Raw genomic sequence first — 14,944 nt, forward strand, 5'->3', positions numbered from 1 at the left:
GCCGGTGTACCGGCTCTCCCCTTTTTCTGGATGGCCTGCGCTTAAGAATAGTTGGTTATCCGCAAGGTCAAGGGCGAGGCGTGGAGAAGTTGCGAACGACCGTTCGTCAGATAAGCCGCAAGCCCGCATGGGGCGCGGGCTGCAGTAAAAATGAAAAAATTATTCGGCAGTGCCCTGGGCGGTTTCGGCCGGGTAGGTGGCGCGCCACAGCTCAAAGCCGCCGTCGACGCTGTATACGTCCGAGAAACCCTGGTTCACCAGATAGGCCGCAGCGCTCTGGCTGGAATTGCCGTGGTAGCACACCACCAGGGTTGGGGCGTCGAGGTCGGCATTGCGGATGAACTCGGCGACAGAATGGTTATCCAGATGCTTGGCGCCAGTGATGTGGCCGGCGGCAAAGGCCTGCGGGTCGCGAATGTCGACGACTACCGCACCTTGCGCGCGAAGGGCCAGGGCCTGTTCGGGATGGATGCGCTTGAATTCGCTCATGGGTACGGCTTCCTTCAGGATTGATCGTTCAGTGTAGGCGTTTGGGTGGGAAGGCGTAAGTTGCCGTCGTCGCTGCAGTCACAGCGGTGGTATTCGCCGCTGTCGACGTTGTACAGGGTCATGGCACCGCCCCATACGCAACCGGTGTCCAGGGCGATGATGCCGGGCTCGTCGACCTGCCCCTGCAGGGCGGCCCAGTGGCCGAAGATGATCTTCACGTGGCGTGAGCGGCGGCCTTTGTGTGCGTACCAGGGCTTGTAGCCCTTGGGGGCGGTATCCAGGCCTTCCTTGCTCTTGAGGTCGAGCTTGCCCTCGGCGGTGCAGAAGCGCATGCGCGTGAGGCAGTTGGTGATGACCCGCAGGCGTTCGATGCCGGTGAGGCTCTTGCTCCACTTGTTCGGCTCGTTGCCGTACATGCCGTCCAGGTACAGTTTCAGGCGCTCATCGTCACGCAGCACTTCCTCTACCTCGGCGGCCAGTTCCAGGGCTTTGCCCAAGGTCCATTGCGGTGGAATACCGGCGTGAACCAGCGCAATGCCACGGGGTTCGTCGTAATGCAGCAGCTTTTGCTGGCGTAGCCAGTCGAACAGCTGATCGGCGTCCGGTGCTTCGATGATCTCGCGCAGTGTGTCGCTTTTCTTCAGGCGTTCGACGTTATGCCAGACGGCCAGCAGGTGCAGGTCATGGTTGCCTAGCACGCACACCAGCGACTGGCGGATCGAATAAAGGAAGCGCAGGGTTTCCAGTGACTCGGGGCCGCGGTTGACCAGGTCGCCGACCAGCCACAGGTGGTCGACGGCGGGGTTGAAATTGACCCGTTCGAGCAGGCACTTGAGTGGCTGCAGGCAGCCCTGCAGGTCACCGACGGCATAGGTAGCCATCAGTGCAGCGCCCCGGGCACCGCCAGGCGGAAGGGGGCGATCTCGGCATCGAAGCGTTTGCCGTCTTCGGCGAACATCTGGTAGCTGCCCTGCATGGTGCCCACGCGGGTGCTGATGACCGCGCCGCTGCTGTAGGTATGGCTCTGGCCCGGGTCGATATTGGGCTGCTGGCCGACCACGCCGGCGCCACGCACCTCCTCGACCTCGCCGTCACCGTTGGTGATCAGCCAGTGGCGCGACAGCAGCTTGGCCTTGAGCGAGCCATTGTTCTGCACAGTGATGGTGTAGGCGAAAGCGAAACGACTGTTTTCGGGGTCGGATTGTTCTTTGAGGTAGCGGGTCACGACGCTAACGTCGATTTTATAGCGAGGGTCGGACATGCAAGGGCCTTGGGCAAACTGACGCAGTAATGCAGTCTAGGCCATTGGGAGGGGTGAGGGCCAGCGGTGAGGGGCTTGGGGGTTTGTGTTGTCTGTCCCGGCCCTTTCGCGGGTAAACCCGCTCCTACCTGGAGAGCATGGGTTTCAAGGTATGCACAGGACCTGTAGGAGCAGCCTTGTGCTGCGAAGAGGCCATTACTGTCGAAGAAAATCCTTCTTCGCAGCACAAGGCTGCTCCTACAAGGTACTACGCAGATTTTGAGGGCTGTGCAGTACCTGTGGGAGCGGGTTTGCCCGCGAAGAGGCCGGTACAGGCGATATCAGGCTTGCTGATCGGCCAACTGGTCAGCCAGGCGCACGAAGGCGGCCAGGTCCAGCTGTTCAGGGCGCAGGCTGCCATCCACGCCGGCAGCTTCGATGGCCGCACTGTCGAGCAGGCCTTTCATGGTGTTGCGCAGGGTCTTGCGGCGCTGGTTGAAGGCTTCGCGTACCACCTGCTCCAGCAGCTTTGCGTCCTTGGCCGGGTACGGCAGCACTTCGTGCGGCACCAGGCGGACGATGGCCGAGTCCACTTTCGGCGGCGGGTTGAATGCGCCAGGGCCAACGTTGAACAGGTGCTCGACCCGGCAGTGGTACTGCACCATGATCGACAGACGCCCCCAGTCACCACCGCCAGGGCCGGCGGCCATGCGCTCGACCACTTCCTTCTGCAGCATGAAGTGCATGTCGCGGATCAACCCGGCATGGCTGAGCAGGTGGAATATCAGCGGGGTGGAAATGTTGTAGGGCAGGTTGCCCACTACCTTGAGGCTGCGCGGTGGCACGCCTAGCTGGTTGAAGTCGAACTTCAAGGCGTCGCCTTGGTGCAGGCGGAAATTGCTGCGGTCGGCGAACTTGTGCTGCAGGATCGGCACCAGGTCCTTGTCCAGTTCCACCACGTCCAGTTGTGCCCCGCTGCCGAGCAGGCCTTCGGTCAGGGCGCCCTGGCCGGGGCCGATTTCCAGCAGATGTTCGCCGGCCTTGGCGTTGATGGCACGCAGGATGCGGTCGATGATGCCGGCGTCGTGCAGGAAGTTCTGGCCGAAGCGCTTGCGCGCCCGGTGTTGGTATTGCTCGTTCATGGTCGGTTCTCGGCCATCTGGTAGGCGGTTTCCAGCGCGACGCGCAGGCTGCCGGTGTCGACCTTGCCGGTGCCGGCCAGGTCCAGGGCTGTGCCGTGGTCGACCGACGTGCGGATGATCGGCAGGCCCAGGGTCACGTTGACCGCAGCGCCGAAGCCTTTGTACTTGAGTACAGGCAGGCCCTGGTCGTGGTACATCGCCAGCACCGCGTCGCAGTGCTCCAGATATTTGGGGGTAAACAGGGTATCGGCCGGCAGCGGCCCGCGCAGGTCCATGCCTTCGGTGCGCAGGCGGGCCAAGGTCGGCTCGATGATGTCGATTTCCTCGCGGCCCAGGTGGCCGCCCTCGCCCGCGTGCGGGTTGAGGCCGCACACCAGGATACGCGGGTTGGCAATGCCGAACTTGTCGCGCATGTCGGCATGCAGGATACGGGTTACACGCTCGACGCGCTCGGCAGTGATGGCGTCGGCAATGTCGCGCAGCGGCAGGTGCGTGGTCACCAGGGCCACGCGCAGGCCACGGGTGGCCAGCATCATCACCACTTGCGCGGTGTGGGTCAGCTCGGCAAGGAATTCGGTATGCCCGGAGAAGGCGATACCGCTTTCGTTGATTACGCCCTTGTGTACAGGGGCGGTGATCATCCCGGCGAAATGCCCTTCCAGGCAGCCTTGCCCGGCACGGGTCAGGGTTTCCAACACAAACGCGGCATTGGCCTTGTCGAGCTGGCCCGGCGCCACCGGGGCCGCCAGGGGGGTATCCCAGACGTAAAGGCTACCCGCTGGCGCCGGCTGCTCGGGCCATAGCCCCGGCGCTACCGGCAGCAGGTTGACGGCCAGCCCCAGCTGCGTGGCCCGCTCGGCGAGCAGGTCACGGCTGGTGATGGCGATCAGGGGATGGGGCTGGGCGTCTGCGGCGAGCAGCAGGCACAGGTCAGGGCCTATGCCGGCCGGCTCGCCGGGGGTGACGGCGAAGCGCAGGGGCTTCACTGGGCGGCCTGGTCAGCGCCAGGCAGCTTGATTTCAACGTAGGCCTCGTCGCGGATCTGGCGCAGCCAGGTCTGCAGCTCTTCGTCGTACTTGCGGTTGCGCAGTACGTTCATGGCCTGTTGCTCACGAGCCTGCTCGGTGCTGTCGGTGGCGCGACGGCCCAGCACTTCCAGGACATGCCAGCCGTACTGGGTCTTGAACGGACGAGTGACCTCGCCTTGGGCGGCGTTGGCCATCTGCTCGCGGAACTCCGGTACCAGGCTGTTCGGGTCGACCCAGTTGAGGTCGCCGCCGTTGAGCGCCGAACCCGGGTCTTCCGAGAAGCTCTTGGCCAGCTCACCGAAGTCTTCACCGTTCTTGATGCGCTCGTACAGGCGCTCGGCGAGTTGCTCGGTGGCCGCCTCGCTGCGGATCTCGCTCGGCTTGATCAGGATGTGGCGAACGTGCACTTCGTCACGCAGCACGTTCTCGCTGCCACCGCGCTTCTCCTCGAGCTTGAGGATGATGAAGCCGTTGGGGATGCGGATGGGCTGGGTAATTTCGCCAACCGGCATGCTGCTGAGCATCTTGGCGAAGTCTGGTGGCAGCTGGCCGGCTTTACGCCAGCCCATTTCGCCGCCTTCCAGGGCGTTTTCGCTGGCGGAGCGGGCAATGGCCATCTGGCCGAAGTCCGCGCCCTGCTTGAGCTGCTGGTACACATCGCCAACCTGGCGCGCGGCGGCCTGGATGGCTTCCGAGTTGGCCGCTTCCGGGGTCGGGATCAGGATGTTGGCCAGGCGGTACTCTTCCGACATCTGCATCTTGCCAAGGTCGGAGTTGAGGAAGTTCTTCACTTCCTGCTCGGAGACCTGGATACGCTCGGCCACGCGGCGCTGGCGCACGCGGCTGATGATCATCTCGCGCTTGACCTGCTCACGGGCGTCGTCGAACGACATGCCGTCACGAGCCAGGGCGGCGCGGAACTGGTCCAGCGACATGCCATTGCGCTGGGCAATGGTGCCCATGGCCTGGTTCAGCTCTTCGTCGGTGATGCGGATGCCGGAGCGCTCGCCGATCTGCAACTGCAGGTTCTCGACGATCAGGCGTTCCAGCACCTGCTGATCCAGCGCACCGGCAGGCGGCATGCCGCCGCCACGCTTGGCGATGGTTTGCTGGACCTCGCGGACACGCTGGTCCAACTGGCTTTGCATGACCACGTCGTTGTCGACGATGGCCACCACGCGATCAAGAGGTTGCACCGCGGCATGCACCGCGCCACTCAGCAATGCAACGCCCAGCAACGCCGGGCGCAGTCGATCAATAAGCTTGGTCTTCACGTTCACGATAACCTTGAATGCCTTGGTCGAGGAAAGATTCGACCTTGTTGCCGACTACACCACCGAGGCCTTTCAGGACGATCTGAAGGAAGATGCCGTGGTCGCCTTTTTCGTTCGCCGGGAGGGCTTGGCTGAAGTCGTCGTAGTCGATCCAGTAACGGTTGATCAGACGCAGCTTCCAGCAGCAGTTGTCGTACTCGAAACCGCCCAGGGCTTCCAGGGTGCGATTGCGGTTGTAGTCATGCTGCCAGCGAGCGATGACGCTCCACTGCGGAACGATCGGCCAGATGACCGAGAAGTCATGCTGCTGGATCTTGTAGTAGTCCTTGATGTAGTTCTCGCTGCCTGGGACGCCGTAGTCGCCACCGCCCACTTTCCAGGTACCGGTCGTGGAGTCGTAGGAGATGGTGTCGTTACGGTAGCGATAACCGAGGTTGACCACTTTGTTCGGGTTGTCTTCAGGCTGGTAATGGAACATCGCGCTGCCCGAGCGGGTGCTGCGGCTGTCCGGGTCCCAGTTGAAGTCCGAATTGAAGCGCCAGTCGCGGTTGAAGTAGTAGTTGTACACCAACGCGTATGGCGACACATCGGACTGCGAGTCGCTGCGGGTACGGTAATCGATACCAGGGAGCTGAACTTTGCGGTCCTTGAAATAGAAAGCCTGACCGATGCTGAAGTTCTGGCGTTCGAAACCGTTTTCTTCGATCCAGCGGGTGGTCACGCCCAGCGACAGCTTGTTCTCGTCACCGATGCGGTCGGTGCCGCTGAAGCGGTTGTCGCGGAATAGCGAATCGTAGCTGAACAGGGTTTCACCCGAGTCGAACAGCGGGATGTCCTTCTGGTCCTTGTACGGGACGTAGAGGTAGTACATACGCGGTTCGAGGGTTTGCTTGTAGTTGGTGCCGAACAGCGAAGTTTTGCGGTCGAAGTACAGGCCGCTGTCCACGCTGAAGATCGGTACGTCGCGGTTCAGCGAGCTGTTGTAGCTGCCATACGCTGGGTTGGCCGATTGCGCGATAGCCTGGGTTTTACCCTGGCTGTCCAAGTCCAGATCGTAGTGGGTATACGCATATTTCAGCTTGGGGGTCAGGAAGCCGTAGCTGGCTTCCATCGGCAGGCTGATCGATGGTGCGACGTTGAAACGGTTGCCGTTGGCGCGGGCGATGCCGCTGACGTTCTGGTCCAGGCGGCGACCAGGCGCACCCGCCGAAGTGTCGGGAAGGCCATCTTCGTTCAATACGAAGTCGTCTTTCAGGTCACGATCGAAACGGACTGCCTCGGTTTCGTAAGCAATATTGAGCCCACCCGGCTCGTACGGCAGCTTGCCATTGAAGGTAATCTGCGGCAGGCGATCATACGGGGTGATCTTCGAGATGGTCGCCATTTCGTAGGCATGCACATTCAACCGTGCGGTGTAGCTGTCACCACGGTAGGTCAGTGCACCCTGCTGGTTCAGCAAGTCCTGGGTTTCAATACCGATCTGGTCGGATTCCAGGTCCTGGAAGTAGAACGGATCGCTGATGTCGGTGTAGTCCACTTCAGCCATCAGGCGCTCGTCCAAGCCGCCCTTGTGCTGCCAGTTGACCATCCAGCGCTGCTCTTTGTAGTCAGTCTGGTCTTTACGGTCGTCGTTCTTGTCGTTGAGGTACGCGCCACCGAACTGGCCTTCGCTGGAAGGCGTCAGGTAGCGGAACTCGCCTTCCATCAGCAGGCCGCGCTTGGTCATGTAGCGCGGATACAACGTGGCATCGTAGTTCGGCGCCAGGTTGAAGTAGTACGGCGTGACCAGCATGAAGCCGGTATCGCTGGTGCTGCTGAACGATGGCGGCAGGAAGCCGGACTGGCGACGGTCGTCGATCGGGAAGTAGATGTACGGTGTGTAGAACACCGGGAAATCCTTGACCCGCAGCGTAACGTTGGTCGCGGTACCGAAACCGGTGGCCGGGTTCAGGGTGATGTTGTTGCCCTTCAGCTGCCAGGCGTTGCTGCCCGGTTCGCAGGTGGTGTACGTACCGTCCTTGAGGCGGATGATGGCGTTCTCGCCACGCTTGGCGTACAGGGCACTGCCGCGGATGTGCGACTTGTGCATCACGTATTCGGCGTTGTCGACCTGGGCCTCGCCCGTGTCGAGCTGGATCTGTGCCTCGTCACCGACCACCAGAGAACCGTTGTCACGGATCTTGACGTTGCCCTTGAGCTCGCCACGGTTTTCGGTCTGGTAGAGGTTGGCCTCGTCGGCCTCGGCCTGCATGCTGCCCTGGCGCATCACCACGTCACCGGCGAGGGTAGCGATCTGCTGCTCTTGCTGGTACTTGGATACCTTGGCGTTGATGTAGGTCGGCGACTCGTCCTTCGGCGTGGTGTCGGCCATGCCAGGGCGGGTTGGCTCGATGTAGGCGCCTCCGCAGTACGGGCCGGTTTCGGCCAACTGTGCGGCAGTGAGCTTTTCACGCGGAACCCAGTCCAGGTGGCTGTAGTCTTCGCTACGCGACTTCAGGCCACGGCCCTTGGCCTCGGTGACCAGCATCGGCCGGTCCGCGGTTTCGCCTTCGCTCGCGGCTTCGGTGCCGGTGCTGACGGCAGCACCCTCGTGCACCGGGCGCGGCGGCAGGTTGTTGGTTGGGGTCTTGGGCTTGCAGTCCCAACCACCGGAGGCGGACACTTGGCAGTCGAACTGTTCGGCTGCCACCACGTAAGACGTGGCCAGAGGTTGCAGGGCCAGCAGACCGCCGGTTACCAGCAACGGAAACTTTCTACGAAACGCGGGGGATTTCAATGCCATCTTATTAGTCCGGGCTTCCTGCGTGCCATCTGCCCGCGTGTGGGGCCGCACGCCTCTCGATGGTCTGAAAAAGATGCTGGATAATAAAGCATGACCCGCTTGACGGCTAGGGCCGTCGGAGACCCTTGTAATGCCTGAACACGATGTACGCCTGCAACAACTGACGGTCTGGCTCGATGAGCAGCTCAATGATCTTTTCCGGAAAAATGCCTGGGGCGACGTGCCTGCAGGCAGCTTGACCGCGGCCAGCAGCGACGCCAGCTTCCGCCGTTATTTCCGCTGGCAGGGTGCCGGCCACAGCTTCGTGATCATGGATGCACCACCTCCACAGGAAAACTGCCGACCGTTCGTCGCCATCGACCACCTGCTGGCCAGCGCCGACGTGCACGTGCCGCTGATCCATGCCCAGGACCTGGAACGTGGTTTCCTGCTGTTGGGTGACCTGGGCCACCAGACATACCTTGATATCATTGATGCGGACAACGCCGACGGCCTGTTCGCCGATGCCATCGACGCACTGCTGGCGTTTCAGCGCCTGCCGATGGACGCGCCGTTGCCCAGCTACGACGATGCGCTGTTGCGCCGTGAAGTTGAGTTGTTCCCGGAGTGGTACGTGGGTCGTGAGCTTGGCCTGGCCTTCAGCGATGCCCAGAAATCCACCTGGCAACGAATCAGCCAGCTGCTGATCGACAGCGCACTGGCCCAGCCCAAGGTGCTGGTGCACCGAGACTACATGCCGCGCAACCTCATGCAGAGCACGCCCAACCCCGGCGTGCTGGACTTCCAGGATGCCGTGTATGGCCCGGTCACCTACGACATCACCTGCCTGTTCAAGGACGCGTTCCTCAGCTGGCCGCAGGCGCGGGTCGAAGGCTGGCTGCGCGACTACTGGCAGAAGGCGCAGGCTGCCGGCATCCCGGTGCAGGCCGATTTCGAGGCGTTCCAGCGTGCCAGCGACCTGATGGGTGTACAGCGCCACCTGAAGGTGATCGGTATTTTCGCCCGTATCTGCCACCGTGACGGCAAACCCCGTTACCTGGGCGACGTACCGCGCTTCTTCGCCTATATAGAAGAAGTGATCAGCCGCCGGCCCGAATTGGCGGAGCTGGGTGAGCTGATTGCCGAGTTGCAGGCCGGAGCGCGTGCATGAAGGCAATGATCCTGGCAGCGGGCAAAGGCGAGCGCATGCGCCCGCTCACCCTGCACACCCCCAAACCGCTGGTCCCGGTCGCCGGCCAGCCATTGATCGAGTACCACCTGCGGGCCCTGGCTGCGGCGGGCGTCACCGAGGTGGTGATCAACCATGCCTGGCTCGGCCAGCAGATCGAGGACCACCTGGGTGACGGCAGCCGTTTCGGCCTGAGCATCCGCTATTCGCCCGAAGGAGAGCCGCTGGAAACCGGCGGTGGCATCTTCAAGGCCCTGCCATTGCTGGGTGACGCGCCGTTCCTGTTGGTGAACGGCGATGTCTGGACCGACTACGACTTCGCGCGCCTGCAGGCTCCCCTGCAAGGCCTGGCTCACCTAGTGCTGGTCGACAACCCAGGCCATCACGGCCGCGGCGACTTCCGCCTGGTGGGTGAGCGGGTGGTCGATGGTGATGATGCGCCTGGCACGCTGACCTTCAGTGGCCTTTCGGTGCTGCACCCGGCGCTGTTCGAAGGCTGCCAGCCTGGCGCCTTCAAGCTGGCGCCGTTGCTGCGTCAGGCCATGGCTGCGGGCCAGGTCAGTGGCGAGCACTACCGTGGGCACTGGGTTGATGTCGGTACGCTCGAACGCTTGGCCGAGGCCGAGCGCCTGATCCGCGAGCGTGCCTGACATGTGGTGGCCAAGCACGGTGATTGGTGTCGGTGCCGGCTTTGCCGTTGCCAGCATCCCCGGGGCCTTGCTCGGGGCGTTGCTCGGGCAGGCCATGGACCGTCGCCTGCGTTTGCAAGGCTGGGAGGACATGCGTGAACGCCTGGGTGGGCGCCCGGCGTTGCAGGACGACGAATTGCTGTTCGTGATGCTCGGGCGCCTGGCCAAGTGCGATGGCCGGGTGGGCGAGCAGCATATTCAGCAGGCGCGCCAGGAGATGGTGCGCCTGGACCTGGCCGAAGAGGCTCGGCTGCGTGCGATTGCTGCGTTCAACCGCGGCAAGGCGGGCAAGGACCGGCTGGGTGGGCACCTGCGGCGCATTCGCCAGCAGCCGCATGCGGCCGAAGGTACCCTGCGTGCCTGTTGGCGCATGGTCTGGGCCGACGGCAAGATGGGCAACAAGGAGCGTGAACTGCTGCTGGACTGGGGGCAGAAACTGGGCCTGAGCCGGCGGCAGGTGCAGGCCATGTCGCTGGAGTACGAACCACGCAAGGCGGCGGGGCCGGAAGGGGTCGCCATGACCTATGCGGCGGCGTTGCGCTTGCTGGCGGTCGAGGCGGATACCGATGGCGACAAGGTCAAGCAGGCGTATCGTCGGCTGGTCAGCCGGCACCACCCGGACAAGCTGGCGGGTACTGGTGCCAGTGAGTCGCAGGTGCGTGAAGCAACCGAGCGGACCCGGGAGCTGCATCAGGCTTATGCCATGATCCGCAAGCGGCGCGGGCTTTGATGGCCCTATCGCGGGCAAGCCAGCTCCCACAGGTATTGCACTGACCCTGAACACTGTGGTGTACCTGTGGGAGCTGGAGTGCCGGCGACAGGGCCATCATGGCAAACCTTACCCCTGCGGACTCATCCACCCCCGCACCCGGCGGAACAGTTGCTCCTGCTCGGCCGCCTTGTTCCCCGGCATGGCAATCAGCGACAACTGCCGGTACTTGTTGTCCTTCTGCCGCTTGCTGGCCTGCAGGCGCTGTGCGGCTGCATTGCGGTCACTGCTGCGGGTGGCGTAGTAGATGTCGGCAGTCGGCACTTTCAAGGTTGGCGCCAGGCTTTCCAGGTCATGCTCCACCCGTGCTGGTGTCTGCGCGGCAACCATTACCAGTTTCTGCACCTGTGGTGGCTGCCTCTCGCTCAGATAGCGGGCCGCCCAATATGCGCCGCTGCCATGGCCGATCAGCACGATGCTGCGGGCGTTGTGCTGCTGGGCAAAGGCCACCGCAGCATCCAGGCGGGCGAAAATGCGCTCGGCATCGGCTGGGTCGGTTTGTTCGCTGGCCTGTTTGGCGTCAGTGCTCTCTGCGGTGTCGGCATCGGCTGCGGTAGCCTGGGCGACGTTAGCATTGGCATCGGCCGGCATGTCCTTGGCCGGAGCGCTTTCGCCCTTGTCTGGCTCCGGCTCGGTAGCCGGCTTGGCCTCGACTCGCGCCTGCGGGCTGTCGGCGAGCAGGTCAGGCAGGCTGATGCTGAGGCTGTGCCAGCCGATATCGGGGAACTTCTGCCGCAGCGGGCCGACCGCATTCGGCCAGTCAGCCGTTTCGCCAGCCCCCGGGACGATGATGACCGCGCCCTGTGGATCGCTGTCGTTGGCTGGTTTCCACAAGGCCAGGAAGCTGTCGGCACCGGCCTGAAGGGTCTGCTGTTCGGCCTTGGGCACCAGCCGTTCAAGTGCCTGGGCATCCTCCTGGCTGCGTTCCAGCAGCGGCGGGCGAGGAGCTTGGGCAACGGGTGCCTCGGTGGTGGTGGATGGTTTTTCGGCATCGGCGGCCAGGGCGCCGAGTGGAAGGATCGAGGCCAGGCAGCACATTGCCAGCGTCGTGCGATAAAGTGTGGACATGAGTCAACCCGGGGCCAGAATGATACCGGCAGCCTAATGGTATTTGCCCGTGACGGCCATGCTGCATGGCCGCTTTGCCAAGACGAGCGTGTAGATGAAGCGAGTGCGTCGCCTGTTGGTTATCGGCTGCTTTTGGCTGCCCTTGATTGCATTGGCAAGGCCCGAAGCGGTGCCCACGGTTGCCCTGGAACCTGCCCAGCAGCAATGGCTGGATACACATCGTAGCCTGCGTGTCGGCCTGGTGTTGCAGGCGCCCTACGCTCAGTTCGACCGGCGCCTGCAGCAACTGTACGGTGCCAACGTGGAACTGGTGAGCAGCCTGGCGCAGGCGCTGCGGCTGGACCTTACCTGGCGCAACTTCGCCGACCAGGCCAGCCTCGAACATGCCCTCCAGGCCGGCGAAATCGACTTTGCCCCGGGGCTTACCCAGACCCCTGCCAGCCTGCGTCTGTGGCTGTTCAGCGACCCTTACATGCGCGTGCCGCAACTGGTGGTGGGGCCGCGCACCGGGACGATGGCCGTGGAACTGGAAACGCTCGGAGCCGAGCAGCGGGTGGCGGTGCGCATGCCCAGCCAGCTGGCGGACTACCTGCGCGGTAACTACAGCAACCTCAACCTGCAAGGGGTACCCAACGAGCGCGAGGCCCTGCAATTGGTGGTGGGCGGCCAGGCCAGTTTCGCCGTGCTGGATGAAGCTCAGCTCAGCCGCCTGTCGCGCGAAAGCGAGTTCGGCGAGCTGGCTGTGGTCGGCGATATCGGCCTGCCGCAACTGTTGCGCATCGGTTCGCGGCGCGACTGGCCGCTGCTGGCTGATGTGCTGGAGCGTGGCCTGCAGGCGCTGCCGGCCAAGGAACTGGAGCAACTGCACCAGCGTTGGCTGCAGCCAAAGTACCCACGCTTGAGCGAGTCGACAGGATTCTGGAAGAACCTGGCACTGCTGTTCGGCTTGCTGCTGTTGTGCGCGTTGGCCACCCTGGTGTGGCAGCGTCGGCAACAGCGCCAGTTGGAGCGCAGCCTGCTGGCCACGCGCGAAAGTCTTGTGGAGCGGCAAGTGCGCGAAGAAGCGTTGCGCCTGAGTCAGTTTGCCATCGACCAGAGCACGGTGGGCATCCTCTGGGTCAACTGGGACAGCCACGTACGCTACGCCAACCATGCCGCCGAGCGCATGCTGGGCTACGGCGAAGGCGCACTGCTGGAGCGGCCGCTTAGCGACTTTGAACCCAGCCTGACCATGGATCGCTGGCTGGAGCTGTGGAAGGGCGCACGTACCGGGGCGGGCGGTGTTGGTCAGTTCGAGACGCAGTGCCGCCGGGCTGACCACAGCCTGTTGCCGGTCGAGCTGTCGCTGAGTTTTCTGCGCTTTCGTGACTCCGAGTACCTGGTTGTGTACCTCGCCGATGTCACCGAGCGCTACCGCGCCCTGGCGGCCCTGCGCGAAAGCGAGGCGCGGCTCAAGGGCATTGCCGGCAACGTGCCGGGGCTGGTGTTCCGCCTGGAGCGCGACCCGGCCGAGGGCGACCTGGAATTCCCCTACATCAGCGAAGGCAGCGAGGCCTTGGTGGGCTATTCGCCCAGTGAGATCCAGGACCCGCAGATGGGCCTGCGCAACCTGGTGCACCCTGAGGACCGTGCCGATTACCACCGGGTGCAGGACCTGGCCTTGGCCAGCGACCAGGACTGGTCCTGGCAGGGGCGCATCCTCACCCGCCAGGGTGAACAGCGCTGGGCCGACATCAAAGCCAGTACCCGGCGCCTGGGTAACGGCCGGGTGGTATGGGACGGTGTGGTTTGGGACATCACGCAGGGCAAGCGGGCCGAGCTGGCGCTGGCCAGGTCCCAGGAGCAGCTGCGCGAACTGTCGGCCCACCTGGAAAGCGTGCGTGAGGAAGAAAAAGCCCGCATCGCCCGAGAAGTGCACGATGAACTGGGGCAGATGCTGACCGTGCTCAAGCTGGAAGTGTCGATGTGCGAGCTGGCCTTCGCCGAGCTGGACCCGGGGCTGAACGAGCGGCTGGCCAGCATGAAGCGCCTGATCGCCCAGCTGTTCCAGCTGGTGCGCGACGTAGCCACTGCCTTGCGTCCTCCGATTCTCGATGCCGGCATCGCCTCGGCCATTGAATGGCAGGCGCGGCGCTTTGAAGCACGCACGCAAATCCCCTGCCTGGTGCAAGTACCGGATAATCTGCCAGCATTGAGCGATGCCAAGGCCATCGGGCTGTTCCGTATCCTCCAGGAGGCGCTGACCAACGTGATGCGCCATGCCCAGGCCCATAGCGTGGAGATCGAACTGGTGCGTGAGCACGGGCAATTGCGCATGACCGTCAGCGATGACGGCCAGGGCTTTTGCCGCGACCAGCCTCGGCCCACCTCGTTCGGCCTGGTAGGGGTACGTGAGCGGGTGCTGATGCTGGGCGGCAGCATGGCGCTGGACAGTGAACCGGGCGAAGGCACCAGCCTGAGCGTGGCCATACCGTTGGAGTAGGAGAGCGATCGTGATTCGAGTGCTGGTGGCCGAAGACCACACCATTGTCCGTGAGGGCATCAAGCAGTTGATTGGCCTGGCCAAGGACATGCAGGTGGCGGGGGAAGCCGGTAACGGCGAGCAGTTGCTGGAAACCTTGCGCCACACCCCGTGCGAGGTGGTACTGCTGGATATTTCGATGCCGGGCGTGAATGGCCTGGAAGCGATTCCGCGAATCCGCGCGTTGCAGGACGCCCCGGCGATCCTGATGCTGTCGATGCACGATGAAGCGCAGATGGCGGCGCGGGCGCTGAAGGCCGGAGCGGCGGGCTATGCCACCAAGGACAGCGACCCGGCGCTGTTGCTGACCGCGATTCGCCGGGTTGCCGCTGGCGGGCGCTATATCGACCCGGCGCTGGCCGACCGCATGGTCTTCGAGGTGGGCCTGACCGAGTCGCGGCCGTTGCACACCCTGCTGTCGGAGCGAGAGTTTTCGGTGTTCGAACGCCTGGCCCAGGGCGCCAACGTCAACGACATCGCCCAGCAGTTGGCGCTGTCGAGCAAGACCATCAGCACCCACAAGGCGCGCCTGATGCAGAAGCTGAAAGTGAATTCGCTGGCTGAGCTGGTGAAGTACGCGATGGAGCACAAGCTGGTCTGATTGCGACATGCGCTTCCTACGTCCTGTAGCGAATCCCTGTGGGAGCGGGTTTACCCGCGAAAGGGCCTGACCTGCCATCTGCGCTGCCTGGGCTAGCCTCTTCGCGGGTAAGCCCGCCACAGGGGCGCGCCGGAGGTCTGAGAGAAGTATTCCAATCCCGCCATCTTTGTAGG

13 protein-coding genes are annotated in these 14,944 nt (G+C 63.6%); 5 read left to right on the forward strand and 8 right to left on the reverse strand.

Translation table 11 applies throughout. The annotated features are described in order from the left end of the window. Window positions 1-159 precede the first annotated feature (159 nt). From glpE to GYA95_RS20830, 7 genes are all read right to left on the reverse strand, one after another. The gene (gene glpE / locus GYA95_RS20800) at window positions 160-489 is read right to left on the reverse strand and encodes a thiosulfate sulfurtransferase GlpE (RefSeq protein WP_015268719.1); all 330 of its coding nucleotides are present in this window, start codon (window positions 487-489) and stop codon (window positions 160-162) included. Window positions 490-503: 14 nt separating this feature from the next. After that, window positions 504-1,370, reverse strand: coding sequence for a symmetrical bis(5'-nucleosyl)-tetraphosphatase (locus tag GYA95_RS20805; RefSeq protein WP_015268720.1), 867 nt, complete (start codon window positions 1,368-1,370; stop codon window positions 504-506). Then, window positions 1,370-1,750, reverse strand: a complete 381-nt coding sequence (apaG, locus tag GYA95_RS20810) for a Co2+/Mg2+ efflux protein ApaG (protein WP_013970590.1) — start codon at window positions 1,748-1,750, stop codon at window positions 1,370-1,372. Before apaG ends, GYA95_RS20805 begins: the two co-directional genes overlap by 1 nt. A 320-nt stretch (window positions 1,751-2,070) precedes the next feature. Then, window positions 2,071-2,871 (reverse strand): 16S rRNA (adenine(1518)-N(6)/adenine(1519)-N(6))-dimethyltransferase RsmA, encoded by an 801-nt coding sequence (gene rsmA, locus GYA95_RS20815; protein ID WP_013970591.1) that lies wholly within the window; start codon window positions 2,869-2,871, stop codon window positions 2,071-2,073. After that, window positions 2,868-3,857, reverse strand: coding sequence for a 4-hydroxythreonine-4-phosphate dehydrogenase PdxA (gene pdxA / locus GYA95_RS20820; protein ID WP_015268721.1), 990 nt, complete (start codon window positions 3,855-3,857; stop codon window positions 2,868-2,870). Before pdxA ends, rsmA begins: the two co-directional genes overlap by 4 nt. Continuing rightward, window positions 3,854-5,173 (reverse strand): peptidylprolyl isomerase, encoded by a 1,320-nt coding sequence (locus GYA95_RS20825; RefSeq protein ID WP_015268722.1) that lies wholly within the window; start codon window positions 5,171-5,173, stop codon window positions 3,854-3,856. Before GYA95_RS20825 ends, pdxA begins: the two co-directional genes overlap by 4 nt. Further along, the gene (locus tag GYA95_RS20830; RefSeq protein ID WP_161551489.1) at window positions 5,154-7,955 is read right to left on the reverse strand and encodes an LPS-assembly protein LptD; all 2,802 of its coding nucleotides are present in this window, start codon (window positions 7,953-7,955) and stop codon (window positions 5,154-5,156) included. Before GYA95_RS20830 ends, GYA95_RS20825 begins: the two co-directional genes overlap by 20 nt. Before the next feature lie 130 nt (window positions 7,956-8,085). Between GYA95_RS20830 and GYA95_RS20835 the strand changes: the two genes are divergently transcribed. The 3 genes from GYA95_RS20835 to GYA95_RS20845 are packed head-to-tail and all read left to right on the forward strand — an operon-like array spanning window position 8,086 to window position 10,542. Beyond that, window positions 8,086-9,105: an aminoglycoside phosphotransferase family protein gene (locus GYA95_RS20835; protein WP_015268724.1), complete on the forward strand. Its 1,020-nt coding sequence runs from the start codon at window positions 8,086-8,088 to the stop codon at window positions 9,103-9,105. Then, window positions 9,102-9,773, forward strand: coding sequence for an N-acetylmuramate alpha-1-phosphate uridylyltransferase MurU (gene murU / locus GYA95_RS20840; protein ID WP_015268725.1), 672 nt, complete (start codon window positions 9,102-9,104; stop codon window positions 9,771-9,773). The genes GYA95_RS20835 and murU overlap by 4 nt, the downstream gene beginning before the upstream one ends. 1 nt (window position 9,774) lies before the next feature. Continuing rightward, a complete protein-coding gene (locus GYA95_RS20845; RefSeq protein WP_015268726.1) occupies window positions 9,775-10,542 on the forward strand; it encodes a TerB family tellurite resistance protein in 768 nt (255 codons plus the stop codon). Window positions 10,543-10,650: 108 nt separating this feature from the next. Here the strand turns inward: GYA95_RS20845 and GYA95_RS20850 are convergent, their stop codons facing one another. After that, window positions 10,651-11,649: an alpha/beta hydrolase family protein gene (locus GYA95_RS20850; RefSeq protein ID WP_054573709.1), complete on the reverse strand. Its 999-nt coding sequence runs from the start codon at window positions 11,647-11,649 to the stop codon at window positions 10,651-10,653. Between the two features lie 94 nt (window positions 11,650-11,743). Between GYA95_RS20850 and GYA95_RS20855 the strand changes: the two genes are divergently transcribed. Next, complete coding sequence (locus tag GYA95_RS20855) at window positions 11,744-14,131, forward strand: PAS domain-containing sensor histidine kinase (RefSeq protein ID WP_015268728.1); 2,388 nt, start codon at window positions 11,744-11,746, stop codon at window positions 14,129-14,131. A gap of 7 nt (window positions 14,132-14,138) precedes the next feature. Beyond that, the gene (locus tag GYA95_RS20860) at window positions 14,139-14,771 is read left to right on the forward strand and encodes a response regulator (RefSeq protein ID WP_169774891.1); all 633 of its coding nucleotides are present in this window, start codon (window positions 14,139-14,141) and stop codon (window positions 14,769-14,771) included. Window positions 14,772-14,944: the final 173 nt, after the last annotated feature.

It is taken from the genome of Pseudomonas asiatica (assembly GCF_009932335.1).
GTDB lineage: Bacteria > Pseudomonadota > Gammaproteobacteria > Pseudomonadales > Pseudomonadaceae > Aquipseudomonas > Aquipseudomonas asiatica.